The following is a 15487-nucleotide window of genomic DNA, read 5'->3' as shown; positions in this document are numbered from 1 at the left end:
CGCCTCCACGAAGGAGGCGTCTTGAGATCCGGGCTGGCAGGCAAAGGCGCGCTGGCGAAGATCGGTGCTGGCTGGCGCAATGCTGGCTGGCTGCGCGAGTGTAGCGACGCGGCGTCATCGCTGACGAAATGAGAATTAGTCTCAGTGCTCAGCGTTGTGGCGGCGCTGCAGATGTCTGGTCGGGCGAGGCCTCCCGTCGGGACGCAGGCCGTGCCGGCGTCGCTGATTCGGCTGTATCGCTTGCCGGTTCGGCGTCAGCTGTGCCGTGCGCGTCGGTGTCCACATCGGCGTTGGGGGCGTTCTCCAGCGGCGGGTACGGGTAGGCAACTGCCGGACCGATGTGCAGCCCGGCGCGCCAGCGTGCCAGTACCGGCGCAATGCGCCGGCCCAGCGATTGTTGCGGCAATGACGGCAGCTCGCCGTCCTGTTTCTCGCGCGCGGTGATCGCGGTCTTGGCCATGGCAAAGGCGGCCAGCGGATCGTCGCTGTGGTTCATGCCGTCGATCAGCCAGGCCTGGCCGAAGTAGGTGGCATTGGACGTATTGCCACAGCCGAACGATGGCCGATCCGCGCGTGCTGCGGTCAGGATCAGCGTGTCCGGCGAGCGCAGCGCCGGAATGAAGCCACCCGAATAGCAGGCCGACAGCACGATGATGCGGTTGTCGATGCCGGCATCGTCCAGCGCCTTGCGCAAGTCCTGCGGGCTGATGAAATCCTCTTCGTTCTGATCCACCTGGACGTAGAGCGTGTGGTCCTCGGTGCCGTGGGTGGTGACGAACAGCAGTAGCGCATCTTGCTTGCGATCCATGCGTTTGCCGATCGCAGCGAGCGTGTCGTAGAGATTGTCGTAAGTCGCCAGCGGTGCGTACGGCTGCTCGCCCAGGTTGTCCGGGTTGTTGACCAGCGTGACCACGCGGCCGCGCGCATCGAAGCGTTGTTCGAACAATTGCCTGAGGTACAGCGTTTCGTTGCGAAATACGTCGTCGCTGGCATCGCCGGCAAAGCCGACGACATACAGGTCGGTGACGCCGGGGCGCTGCGCTTGCAGCGCGACCAGCGCCTTCTTCAATGCGGCCTGGTCGACCGGGTCCACCTGCGCCGCGTCATCCGCGGTCTGCGCCGGCAAGGTCGCGCCCGCATCGGGATGACAGCCGGCAACCAGCAAGACCACGGCCAGCAGCACCAGCATCCGGCGTACCAACACGTGCGACGCCAAGGGTGATTGGAGCGATGGGGACAACGCCGATGCCTCGATGATGGTGGGAAGGGGAGTACGTGGAGCGATCGAACGAACCTTGCCGTCAGGCGACTGCGGTTGCCCGCAGGCAGATGCGGCGACTGCGCAAGCCGGCAGCGGCGATGCGCGGACCAGAAGGCAACGTCCAGACCTGCGAGACGCTGCGCACCGTCGCCCAACCCGTTGGCGCATGCAGGAGCTGGCGAACGGGCAGCTCCACTGACGCATGCATGCGTTGGCAATCTGTGTGCGCCGGGCGAGCTCGCTGCAGTGGCTTCGACACCGCCTTGCTGCCTGCAAGAGATGTCCTCGTGCGACCGCGATCGGTGGTCGCAGACGAGTCGACCACTCGCATCAGGCCTGGCTCGAAGGCTCGCTGGTGCCGAGTCCGGCGCGTGAGACGCATCGCTCCTGCACCCTCATCGGCTGCCGCACCGCGACAGCCGATGTCTCAGCGAACCTGCCGGCTCAAAACACCAGCTGCGAAAAACTTTCCACGCGCTGGTGGTTGCCCACGTCCTCGGCCGAGCGCGGGGTCGGATAATCCTCGCGGCGGTCCAGCAGCACGGTGCGCAGGCCGGCGCGCCGGGCGGCGTCGAGTTCTTCGATCACGTCCGACAGGAACAGGATCTCCGCGCCCGGCACGCCGATGCGCTCGGCAATGCGGCGATAGCTGGCGCTCTCCCGCTTCGGGCCGACTTCGGTATCGAACCAGTCGGTGATCAGGCCGCTCAGATCGCCCGCATCGCTATGCGCGAAGAACAGCTTCTGCGCCGGCACCGAGCCGGACGAATACACGTACAGCGGGATGCCCTGTGCGTGCCAGTCCTGCAGCTGGATCGCCGCATCGGCATAGATGTGCGCGGTGAAGTCGGCGGTCTTGTAACCGTCGCCCCAGATCAGCCCCTGCAAGGCCTTCAGCGCGGTGTGCTTGCGGTCCTCGTCGATCCAGGTCTGCAGCGTGGCGATCAACACCTCGTCCGGCACGTCTTCGCCAATCTCGTCGGCCACCTGGTTGAGCCAGTGACGCACCTGCGGGTGGTTGCCGTGCTCGCGCACGTAGGCGGGCATGGCACGGCGTGCATACGGGAACAGCACGTCCTTGACGAACGAGATGCTGCTGGTCGTACCTTCGATATCGGTGAGGATCGCTTGCGGTCGTGTCATCGTCAGCTGGCCTTGTGAGGTTTCTCGGGGGCGTAGCGGGGGAATTGTTTGGCGATTTCGGTGCCGGTGAAGTGGCCGACCCAGCCGTCCGGCTCGGTGAAGAAGCGGATCGCCACAAAGTGCGGCTCCGGCCCCATGTCGAACCAGTGCAAGGTGCTGTCGGGCACCGCGATCAGGTCGTCCTTCACGCATTCGATCTCGTAGACCTTGTCGTCCACATGCAGCGTGAACAGGCCCGAGCCGGCGACGAAGAAGCGCACCTCGTCTTCCTTGTGGAAATGCTCGTCCAGGAACTTGGCGCGCATTTCGTCGCGCTTGGGGTTATCCGGGGCGATACTCACCACGTCCACGGTCTTGAAGCCGCGCTCTGCGCTGATGCGGTCGATGTCGGCGCGGTACGCAGCCATCACCTGCTCGGGCGTGGCACCGGGTTCCACCGGCTGGCTGGCCTTCCAGCGCTCGAAGGTCACGCCGATCTTGACCAGCTCGGCGGCGATCGACTCGCCGTCGCGGCTGTCGAATTCCGGGGTGGTCGGGTTGGTGTCGGCAAAGATACGCAGTCGGCTCATGGCGGTCTGGCTCACGAATGGGGGGGCGGACGGTACTTAGCGCGGGCCGCGCAGTTTCAGCAGTTCGAGTTCGCAATGCAGCAGGAATTCGAACGCTTCCAGATGGCGGCGTGCCTCGGCCATGTTGCGGCCCCAGGCATACAGGCCGTGTCCTTCGATGAGATACCCCCACATGCTCTGTTTGTCCAGCAAGGCGTCGACCTGCGCGGCCAGCACCTGCATGTCCTGGGTGTTGGCGAACACCGGCACGTCCACCGCGGTTTCGTGGGTGGTATTGCCTTCGAAGGCCTTGAGCAGTTCGTAGCCTTCCAGGCGGATCACCCCGCTGCCTGCATACAGGCGGGACGCAATCGTCTGTACCGGCGAATGCGTGTGCAGTACGCAGCCGATCTCCGGGAACCGGCGATACAGCTGGGTGTGCAGCAGGGTCTCAGCGGACGGGCGCAACGGGCGGCCAACGGCCTGGCCATCGAAGTCCACCACCATGATGTCTTCTTCGACCAGGCGGCCCTTGTCGCGGCCGGAGACGGTGATCGCGGCGTGCTGTTCGTCCAGGCGATGGGAGAAATTGCTGCTGGTGGCTGGCGTCCAGCCGGCCTGGGCCAGCTCGCGGATGTTGCCGATCAGCAACTGCGCCAGCTCGTGCAGACGGGCGGCGCTATAGGGCAGGGGGGCAGTGGTCGCATTCATGGACCTATTCTACTGCCCCGCCGGATTACGGTCAGGTGCAGCGCAGCAGGGTTTGTTGCTGCCACGCCCGGGTCGCGAATGGCTGACAGACGATGAAGAGCGCGCGTCAGGCGGTGAACGCAATGGTTTTTGTTAGCCGCCTCTTGTCGGAGGCAGTCAGAGGGCCAGGTGAAACGCTGAGTCGGTCGAGGGCGCGGTGCCCTCACCGCTTGCGGGACACGCCGTGAACCCGTCCCTGGGGGCTCGGTGGCAGCATCCATGCCGCCACACGGTCCCGCAACCGGCGAGGACACCGCACCAGACAATTGATCGGCTGTTTTCTTGAAAGCATGTCGCTCGGCCTGCGGCGGCAGGCGAGACGTTTGCAGGTTGCGCGTTTAAACGCTTGCCTGCTGCTCGGCTTGCGATGGGAAGGTGGCGAGAAGCGGGTCGAGACACGGTGGCTCGACCATCGCACCTCATCCTTTGCTTTCAACGATGCACACCGACCATCTCGACAGGTCCTTGCCCGCCCACCGTCGCGGGACCTTACGCGGCATGGATGCCGCGTAAGAGCCTCCATGGACGGATTCACGGCGTGTCCCGCGATGGTGGGCGGGCAAGGGCCCTGCAACCAAACCGCAGATCAGGGTCCTGCAGCCAAGTCATAGATCAGCCGCCCAGGAGCCGAAGACCTGTCACCCGCTCTGCCATACACCGGCGGGCGGTCGTTTTGTCAGTGGCTGCTGACGCGCGCGCGTGCTCAGCGACCGTCGCGCAGACGGCTGTGGCGATAGCCGTAGCCGAAATAGACCACCAGCCCGACCAGCGTCCACACCCCCATCAGCATCCAGTTGTGCAGGGTCATGGCCGACAGCAGGGCAAGGCAGCTCAGCACACCGGCGATGCAGATCGGCCAGGCGAACGGAATGCGGAACGGACGCGGCAGTTCCGGATGGGTGTAACGCAGGATCAGCACGCCTGCGCACACGGCGGCGAAGGCGATCAGCGTGCCCATCGAGGTCAGCTCGCCCAGCACGTCCAGCGGGAACACCGCTGCCAGCAGGGCGATCCCCACGCCGGTGATCACGGTGTTGATGTGCGGGGTGCGGTACTTGGGATGGATGCGGGTAAAGATCGACGGCAGCAGGCCGTCGCGCGCGATGATCATGAAGATGCGCGGCTGCCCGATGATCATCACCAGCACCACCGACGACAAGCCGATCAGCGCGCCGACTTCCACCACCACCCGCAACCAGGCCAGCTGCGGGTGCGCGGCCACCGCCGTCACCACCGGCTCATCGGTGCCAAGCTGGGTAAATGGCACCAGGCCGGTCATCACTGCGGCCATGGCGATGTAGAGCACGGTGCAGATCACCAGCGACAGCATCATGCCGATCGGCAGATCGCGTTGCGGCCGGTGCGATTCCTGCGCCGCCACCGATACCGCTTCGAAGCCGATATAGGCGAAGAACACCATCGCCGCGCCACGCAGCACGCCTTCCATGCCGTACTTGCCCGGTGCTTCGTTGGCGGGGATGAAGGGATGCCAGTTGGCCGGGTCGACGTACTTCCAGCCGGCCGCAATGACCAGGATGATCAGCCCGGTCTTGAGGATCACCATCGCCATGTTCATCGCCGACGACTTGCGGATGCCGACATAGCACAGCCAGGTCAGCAACAGCACGATGCCGGCAGCGGGCAGGTTGGCGATCGCGCCGGTGCGCTGCAGTTTGCCGTCCAGCGGTGCGCTGACCAGGGCGGCCGGCAAATGGATGCCGAAGTGTTCCAGCAGGCTGAGGAAATAGCCGGTCCAGCTGACCGCCACCGCAGAGGCGGAGACGCCGTATTCCAGCACCAGCATCCAACCGATGAACCAGGCCGCCAATTCGCCGAAGGTGGCGTAGGTGTAGGTGTAGGCGCTGCCGGACACCGGCACCATGGCGGCGAATTCGGCGTAGGCCATGGCGCAGAACGCGCAGCAGATCGCCGCAAGCACGAACGACAGCACGATCGCCGGGCCGGCATGGTCGGCTGCGGCCTGCCCGGTAATCACGAAGATGCCGCCGCCGATCACCGCGCCGATGCCCAGGGCAGTCAGCCCCCAGGGACCGAGCGCGCGTTGCAGGCCCAGCCCGTCGGCCGCCTCATGGCTGGCGTGCGGGTGTTTGGTGGCCCAAAGTTGTTTGAACATGGAGCGGTTCCGGCTTGGCGCTGCGCGCGATCGTTGAACGAGAAGACCGGCGCGGACGCCGGTCTTGAGAGGGTCAGGCCTTGCGGGCCAGACGGCTATGGTGGATGCCGTAGCCGAAATAGATGCACAGGCCGATCACGGTCCAGCCCACGAACACTTTCCAGTGTTCCTGGAAGGCCTGGAAGAACAGGAACAGGCAGGCCAATGCGCCAAGCGGGCAGATCACCATCGCCAACGGCACCCGGAACGGGCGCGGCAGCTCGGGCTTGGTGAAGCGCAGCACCATCACGCCGGCGCAGACGGTGGCGAAGGCAAGCAAGGTGCCCATCGACACCAGTTCGCCCAGCACGTTCAGCGGGATCACCCCGGCCAACAGCGCCGCGACCACACCGACGAAGATGGTGCCGACGTATGGCGTGCGGAATTTCGGGTGCACCTTGCCGAACAGTTTGGGCATCAACCCATCCTTGGCCATGGTGTAGAAGATGCGCGGCTGCGCCATCAGCATCACCAGCACCACCGAGGACAGGCCGGCGATCGCGCCGATCTCCACCGCCGTCTTGAGCCAGCTCAATTGCGGGTGCGCTTCCAGCGCGGTGGCCACCGGCTTGGCGGTGCCAAGCTGGGTATACGGGAGCAATCCGGTCAACACCGCGCAGACGATGATGTAGATGACGGTACAGATTGCCAACGACACCAGGATGCCGATCGGCATGTTCTTCTGCGGGTCCTTGGTCTCGCCGGCGGAGGTGGAGACCGCGTCGAAGCCGATATAGGAGAAGAACACGATGGAGGCCGCGCGGAACACCCCGTCCCAGCCGAACTGCCCCGGCCCGGTGTTCTCCGGGATGAAGGGGTGCCAGTTCGCCGGGTCGATGTAGGCGATGCCGAAGCCGACGAACAGGCAGATCACCACCACCTTGATCGCCACCACGATCGCGTTGGCGAATGCCGACTGGGTGACGCCCACGTAGCACAGCATGCTCACCGCGCCGACAATCAGTACGGCCGGCAGGTTGACGAGATTGCCGGAGCTGACAAAGCCGTGGCCGTCCCAGGTCAATGGCGCGCCCGCCAGCTCTGCCGGGAACGGCAAACCGAGCGTGCCGGTCAGGAAGCTGATGAGGTAGGCCGACCAACCGACCGCGACGCTGGAACCGGCAAACAGGTACTCCAGCACCAGGCACCAGCCGATGAACCAGGCGATGCCTTCGCCGAGAGTGGCGTACGAGTAGGAATAGGCGCTGCCGGAGACCGGCATCATCGCCGCGAACTCGGCGTAGCACAGGCCGGCGAAGGCGCAGGCGATGCCGGCGAAGACGAACGACAACATCACCGCCGGGCCGGCGTGATTGGCCGCGGCCTGGCCGGTCAGGACAAAGATGCCGGCGCCGATCACCGCGCCGATGCCGAGCATGATCAGGTGCTTGGCGGTGAGGGTCCTTTGCAGCGTCGCTTCGCCCTGCAGGCTGCCTTCGACCGGTTCGCCCGCATCCACATGTCCAGCGGGCTCGATCGGTTTGACCCTCAACAGAGACTTCAGCATTCGGTACATCCCTAAGTGGCAGAACGGAAGGCGCGCGCGCCTGGGCGAAAGGTGTGCGCCGCATCCCAATGGGACAGGCAAGCGGCCTACCTTGCCAAAGCTACACGCTCACGACAAGCGCGTACGCAGCATGAATGGCGATAATGGTCGCTGATCCATGCGCAACCGAGAACGACAGATGGTGGATGCAACCCTGCGGCAGCACCTGGCTGCCTACCGCGCCCGCTGGCCGGACGAGGCCGACGTGGTCGACCAGTTCATGCAGCTGCTGGACGATGCCACCGATCCGTTCGTGCGCGAGCGTGTCGAAGGTCATTTCACCGGCTCGGCCTGGGTGGTCAGCGCCGACGGCAGCCGCACGCTGCTGACCCATCACCGCAAGCTGCAGCGCTGGTTGCAGCTGGGCGGACACGCCGACGGCGACCGCGATCTGGCGCAGGTGGCCTTGCGCGAAGCCGAAGAAGAGTCCGGTCTGACCGGTTTGCGGTTGGCAGACGCCGCGTTGTTAGACCTGGACCGCCACTGGATCCCCGCGCGCGGCGAGGTGGCCGGGCACTGGCATTACGACGCGCGCTATGTGGTGGTCGCGGGTGCGGATGAGACCTTCACGGTCAGCGAAGAGTCGCTCGCTTTGGCGTGGCGCCCGATCGCCGAGTTGCTGGCCGAGCCGGAGCTGGACCCGTCGATGCGGCGCATGGCTGAGAAGTGGATGGCCCGAGGCGTGTGATGGGGGCTGAGGTGCGCGCCCTCATCCGCCCTGCGGGCACCTTCTCCCGCTTGCGGGAGAAGGGAACAAGCGAGGGAAGGGCGACCTGCACCCACTGTCCTCCGCAAGCGGGGGAAGGGCGACCTGCACTCTCTGTCTCCCGCAAGGGGGAGAAGGACGACCTGCACTGCCTTCTCCCGCGTGCGGGAGAAGGTGGCGCAAAGCGCCGGATGAGGGCCGCGCGTGCACCAACGGATCAGTACAAGATCCGCGTCCGCAAGGTCCCTTCGATCAGGGCCAGGCCTTCCTTCAGCGCGGTGGCCTGCGCCTCGCTGGCACTGACGTCGATCACCACGTAGCCGACCTTGGCGTCGGTACGCAGGAACTGGCCGTCGATGTTGACGTTGTGGCGCGAGAACAACTCGTTGATCTTGGACAGCACGCCCGGCACGTTGCGGTGGATGTGCAGCAGCCGCAGGCTGTCGGGGTGTTCGGGCAGGGTGACCTCGGGGAAATTCACCGCCGACAAGGTGCTGCCATTGTCGCTGTAGCGCACCAGCTTAGCGGCCACTTCGATGCCGATATTGTCCTGCGCTTCCAGCGTGCTGCCGCCCACGTGCGGGGTCAGGATCACGTTGTCGTGTGCGGTCAGCGGCGATTCGAAGACATCGCCATTGCCCTTGGGCTCGACCGGGAACACGTCCACCGCCGCGCCGCCGATCTGGCCGGAGGTGAGCGCCGCATCCAGCGCGTCGATATCGATGACGGTGCCGCGCGAGGCGTTGATCAGATGCGCGCCGGGCTTCATGCGCGCGATTTCAGTCGCGCCGATCATGTCCTTGGTGGACGCAGTCTCCGGCACGTGCAGGGTCACCACGTCCGAGCGCGCCAGCAGGTCGTCCAGGTCGATCGCCGCGCGCGCGTTGCCCAGCGACAGCTTGGTTTCGATGTCGTGGAAGATCACCTGCATCCCCAAGGATTCGGCCAGCACCCCGACCTGGGTGCCGATGTGTCCGTAACCGACGATGCCCAGCACCTTGCCACGCGTTTCGTGGCTGCCAGCGGCCGACTTGGACCAGCCGCCGCGATGGCATTCGGCGTTTTTCTGCGGAATGCCGCGCAATAGCAGGATCGCCTCGGCGATCACCAGCTCGGCCACGCTGCGGGTGTTGGAGTAGGGCGCGTTGAAGACCGGAATGCCGGCCAGCTCGGCCGCGTCCAGGTCGACCTGATTGGTGCCGATGCAGAAGCAGCCCACCGCGATCAGGCGCTTGGCATGCGCCAGTACCTGCGCGCTCAACTGCGTGCGCGAGCGGATGCCCACGATATGCGCCTCGGCAATGCGCGCGATGAGTTCGTCTTCGGGCAACGACTTGGAGTGCAGTTCGATCTGCGAATAACCGGCGGCGCGGAACACATCCACCGCGGTCGGGCTGATGCCTTCCAGCAACAGCACGCGGATGTCCTGCTTGGGAAACGAGGTTCTCTTCGGCGACATGGGGGAGCGCAACGCAGCAATCGGGTCGGCAACTATGCCAGATGGGGTGCCCGATGGGGCGCCCGCAACGCACTGTTCGCAGTGGCGCAGCCCTTGCGCCGCAACGGTTTCAGCTGAATCGAACGCGTTCGCGGCGACTGGCAGTGCGGCTGGACGAGGCCGGCGCGCACTGGCACGCTGTGTGGTTCCTACTGCAGCGCCGTGTGCCATGACCGATCCCCGCATTCTTTCGTTGCAACAGGCCGTGCCGGCACTGCGTCTGAAAACCGATCCGGCCGACCTGGAGCATTACGGCCGCGACTGGACCCGGCGCTGGACGCCGAACCCGTTAGCCATCGCACTGCCAGGCTCGGTCGAGGAAGTGCAGGCCGTGATGCAGTGGGCAAACGCGCAAGGCATGGCAGTGGTGCCATCGGGCGGGCGCACCGGTCTGTCCGGCGGCGCGGTAGCCGCCAACGGCGAGCTGGTGCTCAGCCTGGAGCGCCTGAACAAGCTGCTGGACTTCAATGCGGTGGATCGCACGCTCACCGTGCAGGCCGGCATGCCGCTGGAAGCGGTGCACAACGCCGCGCGCGAGCATGGCCTGGTGTATCCGGTGGATTTCGCCGCACGTGGTTCCTGCTCGATCGGCGGCAACATCGCCACCAATGCCGGCGGCATTCGCGTGATCCGCTATGGCAACACCCGCGAATGGATTGCCGGCCTGAAAGTGGTCACCGGCGGCGGCGAGCTGCTCGCGCTCAACAATGCCTTGGTGAAAAATTCCAGCGGCTACGATTTCCGTCATCTGATGATCGGTTCCGAAGGCACGCTCGGTATCGTGGTCGAAGCGACGCTGCGGCTGACCGACCCGCCGCCGCCGAGCAATGTGATGCTGCTGGCGCTGCCCTCGTTCGAGGTGTTGATGCAGGTGTTTGCCGCATTCCGCGCGCAACTGCGGCTGGAAGCGTTCGAGTTCTTCACCGACCGCGCACTGGAACACGTGCTTGCGCACGGCGCGCAGGCTCCCTTTGCCGAGGTCCATCCGTATTACGTGGTCACCGAATTCGCCGCCGGCGACGAGGCGCAGGAAGCCGCGGCGATGGCGGCGTTCGAAACCTGCATGGAGCAGGGCTGGGTCAGCGACGGGGTGATCAGCCAGAGCGATGCGCAGGCCGCGCAACTGTGGCGGCTGCGCGAGGGCATCACCGAAGCGGTGGCGCGCTACACCCCCTACAAGAACGACGTATCGGTGCGCATCTCGGCCATGCCGGCGTTTCTGGCCGAAACCCAGGCACTGCTCGGCGAGGCGTACCCGCATTTCGATGTGGTGTGGTTCGGCCATATCGGCGACGGCAACCTGCATATCAACGTGCTCAAGCCCGACGCCACCAGCCAGGCCGATTTCGTGACGGCCTGCGATCAGGTCACCAAGGTGCTGGCACATGCGCTGCAGCGCTTTGGCGGCAGCATTTCTGCCGAGCATGGTATCGGGCTGGTCAAGAAGCCCTACCTGTGGAGCACGCGCTCTACCGCTGAAATCGCGGTGATGCGCGGCGTCAAACATGTGCTCGATCCTCATCTTTTGCTGAATCCCGGCAAGCTGTTCGACATGGACGAGGTGCCCGGCGCAGCGACTGCCGGGTAGTCTTTTCACCACCTCACATGGAATGACACGCCGATGATGCGCTCCCTGGTGTTTTGTGCTTTGACCCTGCTGCCGCTGGCAGCCGCCGCATCCAGTCTTGCGGGAACCTCGGCCGGCGCGTCGTCGGCCGGTTCGTCCAACAGCAGCAGTTCCGGCGACGACAAGGTGGTTGCCGACGCGCGCGAAGATGCAGCCGGCTTCGTGGCCAGCGACGGTGCCATCCGCGGCGCGCGTCTGGAAGCGGCATTGCTGCAGTTGCGCAGTCGCAGCGATGCGGCGCGCGCGTCCAGCGACCTGGAACTGGCTCAGTCCATCCTGGCGCAGTGACTCGTCGTCGCCGGTGCGCATGGCTGTGGCTGGCCGCAGCGATCGCACCGGCGGCGCACGCCCAATCGCAGCGTTCGCCCACGCTGCAGGTGTCGGTTGTCGCATCGGAGCTGACCCCGTCAGAACGCGCAGCCAGCCAGGCGCTGGTGCAGCAGGTTCAACACCGGTTGCCGACAGGGTGGGGACAGCGCGATGCGGCAGCCATTCAATTGCAGTGGCGCCGCGACCTGCCGGCGCAGGTGCATGGCCGCGCCATCGGCAATCGCATCCTGCTCGATCATGCGCTGTTGCACGCCTGGAGCATGCAGCCTGCCAGCGCACGCACTGACATCGGCGCGCCGGCCACACGCGCGGCGATGGCGGCGTTGGTGCACGAATTGGCGCATGTGCGCGACCGTGGAGCGGGCAGCGCGTTGTCGCGCGACCCACGCCTGCGCGATCTTGCCGGCTGGCAGGTGCGTCCGTGGCGGGTCGGACGCGGCGCAAACCGCTTCAGCGACCGCAGCCCGGATGCCTACGAGCGGCATAGCCCGGCCGAATTTTTCGCGGTCAATCTTGAACATTACGTGCTGGATGCGGACTACGCCTGCCGCCGTCCGGCGCTTGCGGCGTGGTTTTCCGAGCGGCTAGGGCCACCGCAGGCTGTCGCCGCGTGCGCGCCGACCTTGCCGTATCTGCAGGCCGACAACGATGCCGGTGCGATGTCGTTGCTGACGTTGGATCCGGCGCGGGTCTATGCGGTGGACTACCTGCTTGCCGAAGGCAACGAGCAGCCGATGAGCCGCTGGGGCCACAGCATGTTGCGCCTGGTGATCTGCGCGCCCGGTCGCGTGCCAGGGCCAGCATGCCGGCTGGATCTGCAGTATCACCGCGTGCTGTCGTTTCGTGCATTCGTCGGCGATGTGCAGATTTCCAGCTGGCGCGGGCTGACCGGGTCGTACCCGTCGCGATTATTCGTGCTGCCGCTGAACCAGGTCATCGACGAGTACACCAAGGTGGAGCTGCGTGCCCTGTCGTCGGTGCCGCTGGCGCTGAGCCCGGATGAGATCGCCGCGCTGCTGACGCGCGCCGCGCAGGTGCACTGGAGCTATGACGGGCGCTATTACTTCATCAGCAACAACTGCGCGGTGGAAACCTACAAGTTGCTGCACGACGGCGTGCCGCGCCTGGCTGCCGCCGGCCTGTCATCGATCACCCCGCGCGGCGTGCGCCAGCGCCTGGAACGCGCGGGCCTTGCCGATCTGCACGTGCTGGACGACCGCGCGCAGGCGACACGTCAGGGCTATTACTTCGAATCGGCGGCGGCGCATTATCAGGCCATGTTCGACGTGCTTCGGCGTGGCATCCCGGTGCCGCAAACCAGCGTGGCGCAATGGCTGGATGCCGCACCTGGCGCACGCGCGCAGTGGTTGGACCGCGGCGGCCTGCGCGAAACCGCAGCCGCACTGCTGCTGGAGCAAGCCGCATTACGGCGACAGGAACTGGTCGCGCGCGATGCACTCAAGCGCCTGTTGCGGCCCGGCATTGCCGAGCGTGCAGCCGTGCAGGATCAGCTGCATGGCCTGTTCGCCCGGCAGGCGCAACTCAGTCACCCGGCTGCACTGCTCGACGGCCCCGGCTACGGACTACCGCAGGCCGACGAGCAGCAGCGCGTCAGTGTGCAGGTTGCGCAGGCGAGCGGCGGCCTGGCCGAAGGGTGGAGGCAATTGCAGGCCCTGGGTCGCCAGCAGCTGTCGGCCGGGTTGCGTGCCGATCTGGAGCAGGCCGAGGCGAACGTGGAGACGCTGCGGGCACGCTTGCGGATGCTTGCGCAGCCGGTGCAGGCAGTTGCGGCAGTGCCGGAGCAGCGGGTGGCAACTGAACGCTGAGGTGGCGCGTCGGTTGATGGCCAGGTTGCAGACATCGCCAGTGCAGCCGGCAGACGGACAGGCCCGCGACTTGAATGCCGTTGAGACGATTGCTGGTGAGTCGACGCCGACCAATGGCGCGTCTGCAGCATTGCACTGCGAAGGTGGCCGGGATACCCGGCGTTTGGCACTTTCCATTTCCATCGTGAGTGAGCGGCTTGCTACAGTCGCAGCTGCAACAAGCCGTCAGACCGGTGAATGCACTGCTCAGGTCGCTGGCTGCAAATCCGCCTGGGTGGCGTACTGCCGCAACCATTGGCTCACATGCGCATCGTTGCGGTAGCGCTGCATCAGTTTGGCCAGGCGCGCCGGTGCGGGTGTGCAGAACTGCGCCACCGCCACCTCGATTTCGTGGCGGCGGTCGGCGTCGTAGGGTTCTTCGCCGGCGAAGTGTTCGCAGGTGTCGTAGTCCTCTACCAGCTTGCGCACATCCTCCGGCATGCCGCACAGGCCTGCCGGATGTTGCAGCCATTCGTCTTCCACTTTCGGGTCGGTGCAGGGGGCCGCTGCGGAGGCCGGCGCAGGCGCCGGTTCTGCGGTGCAGGCAGCCAGCAGCCCCAGGGTCAGGGCAACGGCCAGGCGACGCATCAGTCGGCGCGGCCGGCAAACTCGCCGGTGCTGGTGTTGACCAGCACGCGCTCACCGTTGGTGATGTACTCGGGCACCATGATTTCCATGCCGGTGTTGAGCTTGGCCGGTTTGGGGCGCTTGGTGGCGGTGCCGCCCTTGAGTTCCGGAGGCGTCTCGACCACTTCCAGCGTTACCGTCTGCGGCAGCTGCACCGCCACCGGCTGGTCGTCGATCACCTGCACATAGATGCCGGTCAGCCCGTCGGTGATGTAGCCGGCATCGGTGCCGATCACATCGGCGTCCAGGGTGTAAGGCGTGAAGTCTTCGTCGTCCATGAACACGAATGCCTCGCCATCCTTGTACGAGAACGTGGACAGGCGACGCAGCAGTTCCACTTCCGGCAGGTTGTCGTCGGCATCGAAGCTGGCATCGGTCTTCACCCCGCCCGGCACGCTGTACATGATGAAGCGGAAGCGCACATTGCCGCCGCGGCCCTGCGGCGAGCTGCGCTCGATGTCGCGGATCTGGTAGATGCCGCCGTTGTATTCGACGACGTTGCCTTTCTTGATGTCGTTGGCTTTCATGGGAATCGGGAGTTGGGAATGGGGAATCGAAAAAGCCGGGGCCGGGGCGCTGAGAGCAGGGCGTCGTTACGATTCCCCATTCCCGATTCCCCATTCCCGGCTACTTGGGTGCCAGCCGCACGCCGCCGTCCAGGCGAATCACTTCGCCATTGAGATAGCGATTGCGCAGGATGAAGGCGACGGTGTCGGCATATTCGTCGGGTTGGCCCAGGCGCGAGGGGAACGGAATCGAGGCCGACAGCGATTGCTGCACGGCCTCGGGCATGCCGTCCACCATCGGGGTCCAGAACACGCCGGGTGCGATCGTCATCACGCGGATGCCGAAGCGCGCCAGCTCGCGCGCCATCGGCAGCGTCATGCCGACCACGCCGCCCTTGCTGGCGGCATAGGCGGCCTGGCCGATCTGGCCCTCGAAGGCGGCCACCGACGCGGTATTGATGATCACCCCGCGCTCGCCATCGTCGCCGGCGGGGTTGTGCTGCATCACATCGGCCGCGGCCTTGGCGACATTGAAGCTGCCGACCAGGTTGACCAGCACGGTGGTGCGGAAGGTCGCCAGCGGCATGGGCGCCTCCTTGCCGAGCACACGGCCTGCGCCGAGGATGCCGGCGCAGTTCACCACAAGATTCAGTCCGCCCAGCGCCTGCGCGGCCTGCGCGACATTGGCGGCCACCTGTTCTTCGTCGGTGACATCGGTGGGCAGGTAGTGCGCATTGCCGGCACCCAGCAAGGCCAGCGCCGCATCGGCCTTGTCGGCATTGACGTCGAACAGCGCGACCTTGCCGCCATCGGCCACGATGCGTTGCGCCACCGCCAGGCCCAGGCCGGACACGCCGCCGGTGATGACGGCGCAGGTTTCAGCTGGCTTCATAGCTATTGTCCCTCC

The 15487-nt window shown here is 65.8% G+C and carries 14 protein-coding genes; 4 read left to right on the top strand and 10 right to left on the bottom strand.

Going from position 1 to position 15487, the window contains the following annotated elements:
• Positions 1-148 precede the first annotated feature (148 nt).
• The 6 genes from FHY19_RS08085 to FHY19_RS08060 all read right to left on the bottom strand — a co-directional run bounded on the left by FHY19_RS08085 (position 149) and on the right by FHY19_RS08060 (position 7382).
• Positions 149-1189: a C13 family peptidase gene (locus FHY19_RS08085; protein ID WP_259166338.1), complete on the bottom strand. Its 1041-nt coding sequence runs from the start codon at positions 1187-1189 to the stop codon at positions 149-151.
• A gap of 516 nt (positions 1190-1705) precedes the next feature.
• Positions 1706-2404 (bottom strand): acireductone synthase, encoded by a 699-nt coding sequence (mtnC, locus tag FHY19_RS08080; RefSeq protein WP_259164307.1) that lies wholly within the window; start codon positions 2402-2404, stop codon positions 1706-1708.
• 2 nt (positions 2405-2406) lie between these two features.
• The gene (locus FHY19_RS08075) at positions 2407-2973 is read right to left on the bottom strand and encodes an acireductone dioxygenase (RefSeq protein WP_259164300.1); all 567 of its coding nucleotides are present in this window, start codon (positions 2971-2973) and stop codon (positions 2407-2409) included.
• 36 nt (positions 2974-3009) lie between these two features.
• Positions 3010-3663 carry a methylthioribulose 1-phosphate dehydratase gene (locus FHY19_RS08070; RefSeq protein ID WP_104615450.1) on the bottom strand — a complete coding sequence of 218 codons (654 nt, stop codon included), beginning with the start codon at positions 3661-3663 and terminating at the stop codon, positions 3010-3012.
• A gap of 742 nt (positions 3664-4405) precedes the next feature.
• Positions 4406-5836, bottom strand: a complete 1431-nt coding sequence (locus FHY19_RS08065) for an amino acid permease (RefSeq protein WP_259159795.1) — start codon at positions 5834-5836, stop codon at positions 4406-4408.
• A 73-nt stretch (positions 5837-5909) separates the two neighbouring features.
• Entirely contained in the window at positions 5910-7382 is a 1473-nt protein-coding gene (locus tag FHY19_RS08060; protein WP_259159797.1) for an amino acid permease, read from the bottom strand.
• 178 nt (positions 7383-7560) lie between these two features.
• Between FHY19_RS08060 and FHY19_RS08055 the strand changes: the two genes are divergently transcribed.
• Complete coding sequence (locus tag FHY19_RS08055; RefSeq protein ID WP_259159799.1) at positions 7561-8109, top strand: NUDIX hydrolase; 549 nt, start codon at positions 7561-7563, stop codon at positions 8107-8109.
• A 235-nt stretch (positions 8110-8344) separates the two neighbouring features.
• Here FHY19_RS08055 and serA read toward each other — a convergent pair whose 3' ends face one another.
• Positions 8345-9586, bottom strand: a complete 1242-nt coding sequence (serA, locus tag FHY19_RS08050; RefSeq protein WP_259164286.1) for a phosphoglycerate dehydrogenase — start codon at positions 9584-9586, stop codon at positions 8345-8347.
• A 208-nt stretch (positions 9587-9794) separates the two neighbouring features.
• Here serA and FHY19_RS08045 point away from each other — a divergent pair, with 208 nt between their 5' ends.
• The 3 genes from FHY19_RS08045 to FHY19_RS08035 are packed head-to-tail and all read left to right on the top strand — an operon-like array spanning position 9795 to position 13408.
• Positions 9795-11213, top strand: a complete 1419-nt coding sequence (locus FHY19_RS08045; protein WP_259164273.1) for an FAD-binding oxidoreductase — start codon at positions 9795-9797, stop codon at positions 11211-11213.
• A 33-nt stretch (positions 11214-11246) separates the two neighbouring features.
• The gene (locus FHY19_RS08040) at positions 11247-11540 is read left to right on the top strand and encodes a DUF2388 domain-containing protein (RefSeq protein ID WP_046962540.1); all 294 of its coding nucleotides are present in this window, start codon (positions 11247-11249) and stop codon (positions 11538-11540) included.
• On the top strand, positions 11537-13408 hold the full coding sequence (locus FHY19_RS08035) for a DUF4105 domain-containing protein (protein WP_259164270.1): 1872 nt from the start codon (positions 11537-11539) through the stop codon (positions 13406-13408). The genes FHY19_RS08040 and FHY19_RS08035 overlap by 4 nt, the downstream gene beginning before the upstream one ends.
• 246 nt (positions 13409-13654) lie before the next feature.
• Here the strand turns inward: FHY19_RS08035 and FHY19_RS08030 are convergent, their stop codons facing one another.
• From FHY19_RS08030 to FHY19_RS08020, 3 genes are all read right to left on the bottom strand, one after another.
• A complete protein-coding gene (locus FHY19_RS08030) occupies positions 13655-14035 on the bottom strand; it encodes a hypothetical protein (RefSeq protein ID WP_259164269.1) in 381 nt (126 codons plus the stop codon).
• A complete protein-coding gene (gene yeiP / locus FHY19_RS08025; protein ID WP_259164267.1) occupies positions 14035-14601 on the bottom strand; it encodes an elongation factor P-like protein YeiP in 567 nt (188 codons plus the stop codon). The genes FHY19_RS08030 and yeiP overlap by 1 nt, the downstream gene beginning before the upstream one ends.
• Before the next feature lie 100 nt (positions 14602-14701).
• Positions 14702-15472, bottom strand: a complete 771-nt coding sequence (locus tag FHY19_RS08020; protein ID WP_259164258.1) for an SDR family NAD(P)-dependent oxidoreductase — start codon at positions 15470-15472, stop codon at positions 14702-14704.
• Positions 15473-15487 lie beyond the last annotated feature (15 nt).

Origin of the sequence: Xanthomonas sp. 4461, from assembly GCF_024806475.1 — a bacterium.
In the GTDB taxonomy this organism is placed as follows: domain Bacteria; phylum Pseudomonadota; class Gammaproteobacteria; order Xanthomonadales; family Xanthomonadaceae; genus Xanthomonas; species Xanthomonas arboricola_F.
This window is presented reverse-complemented; position numbering and strand designations above follow the sequence as displayed.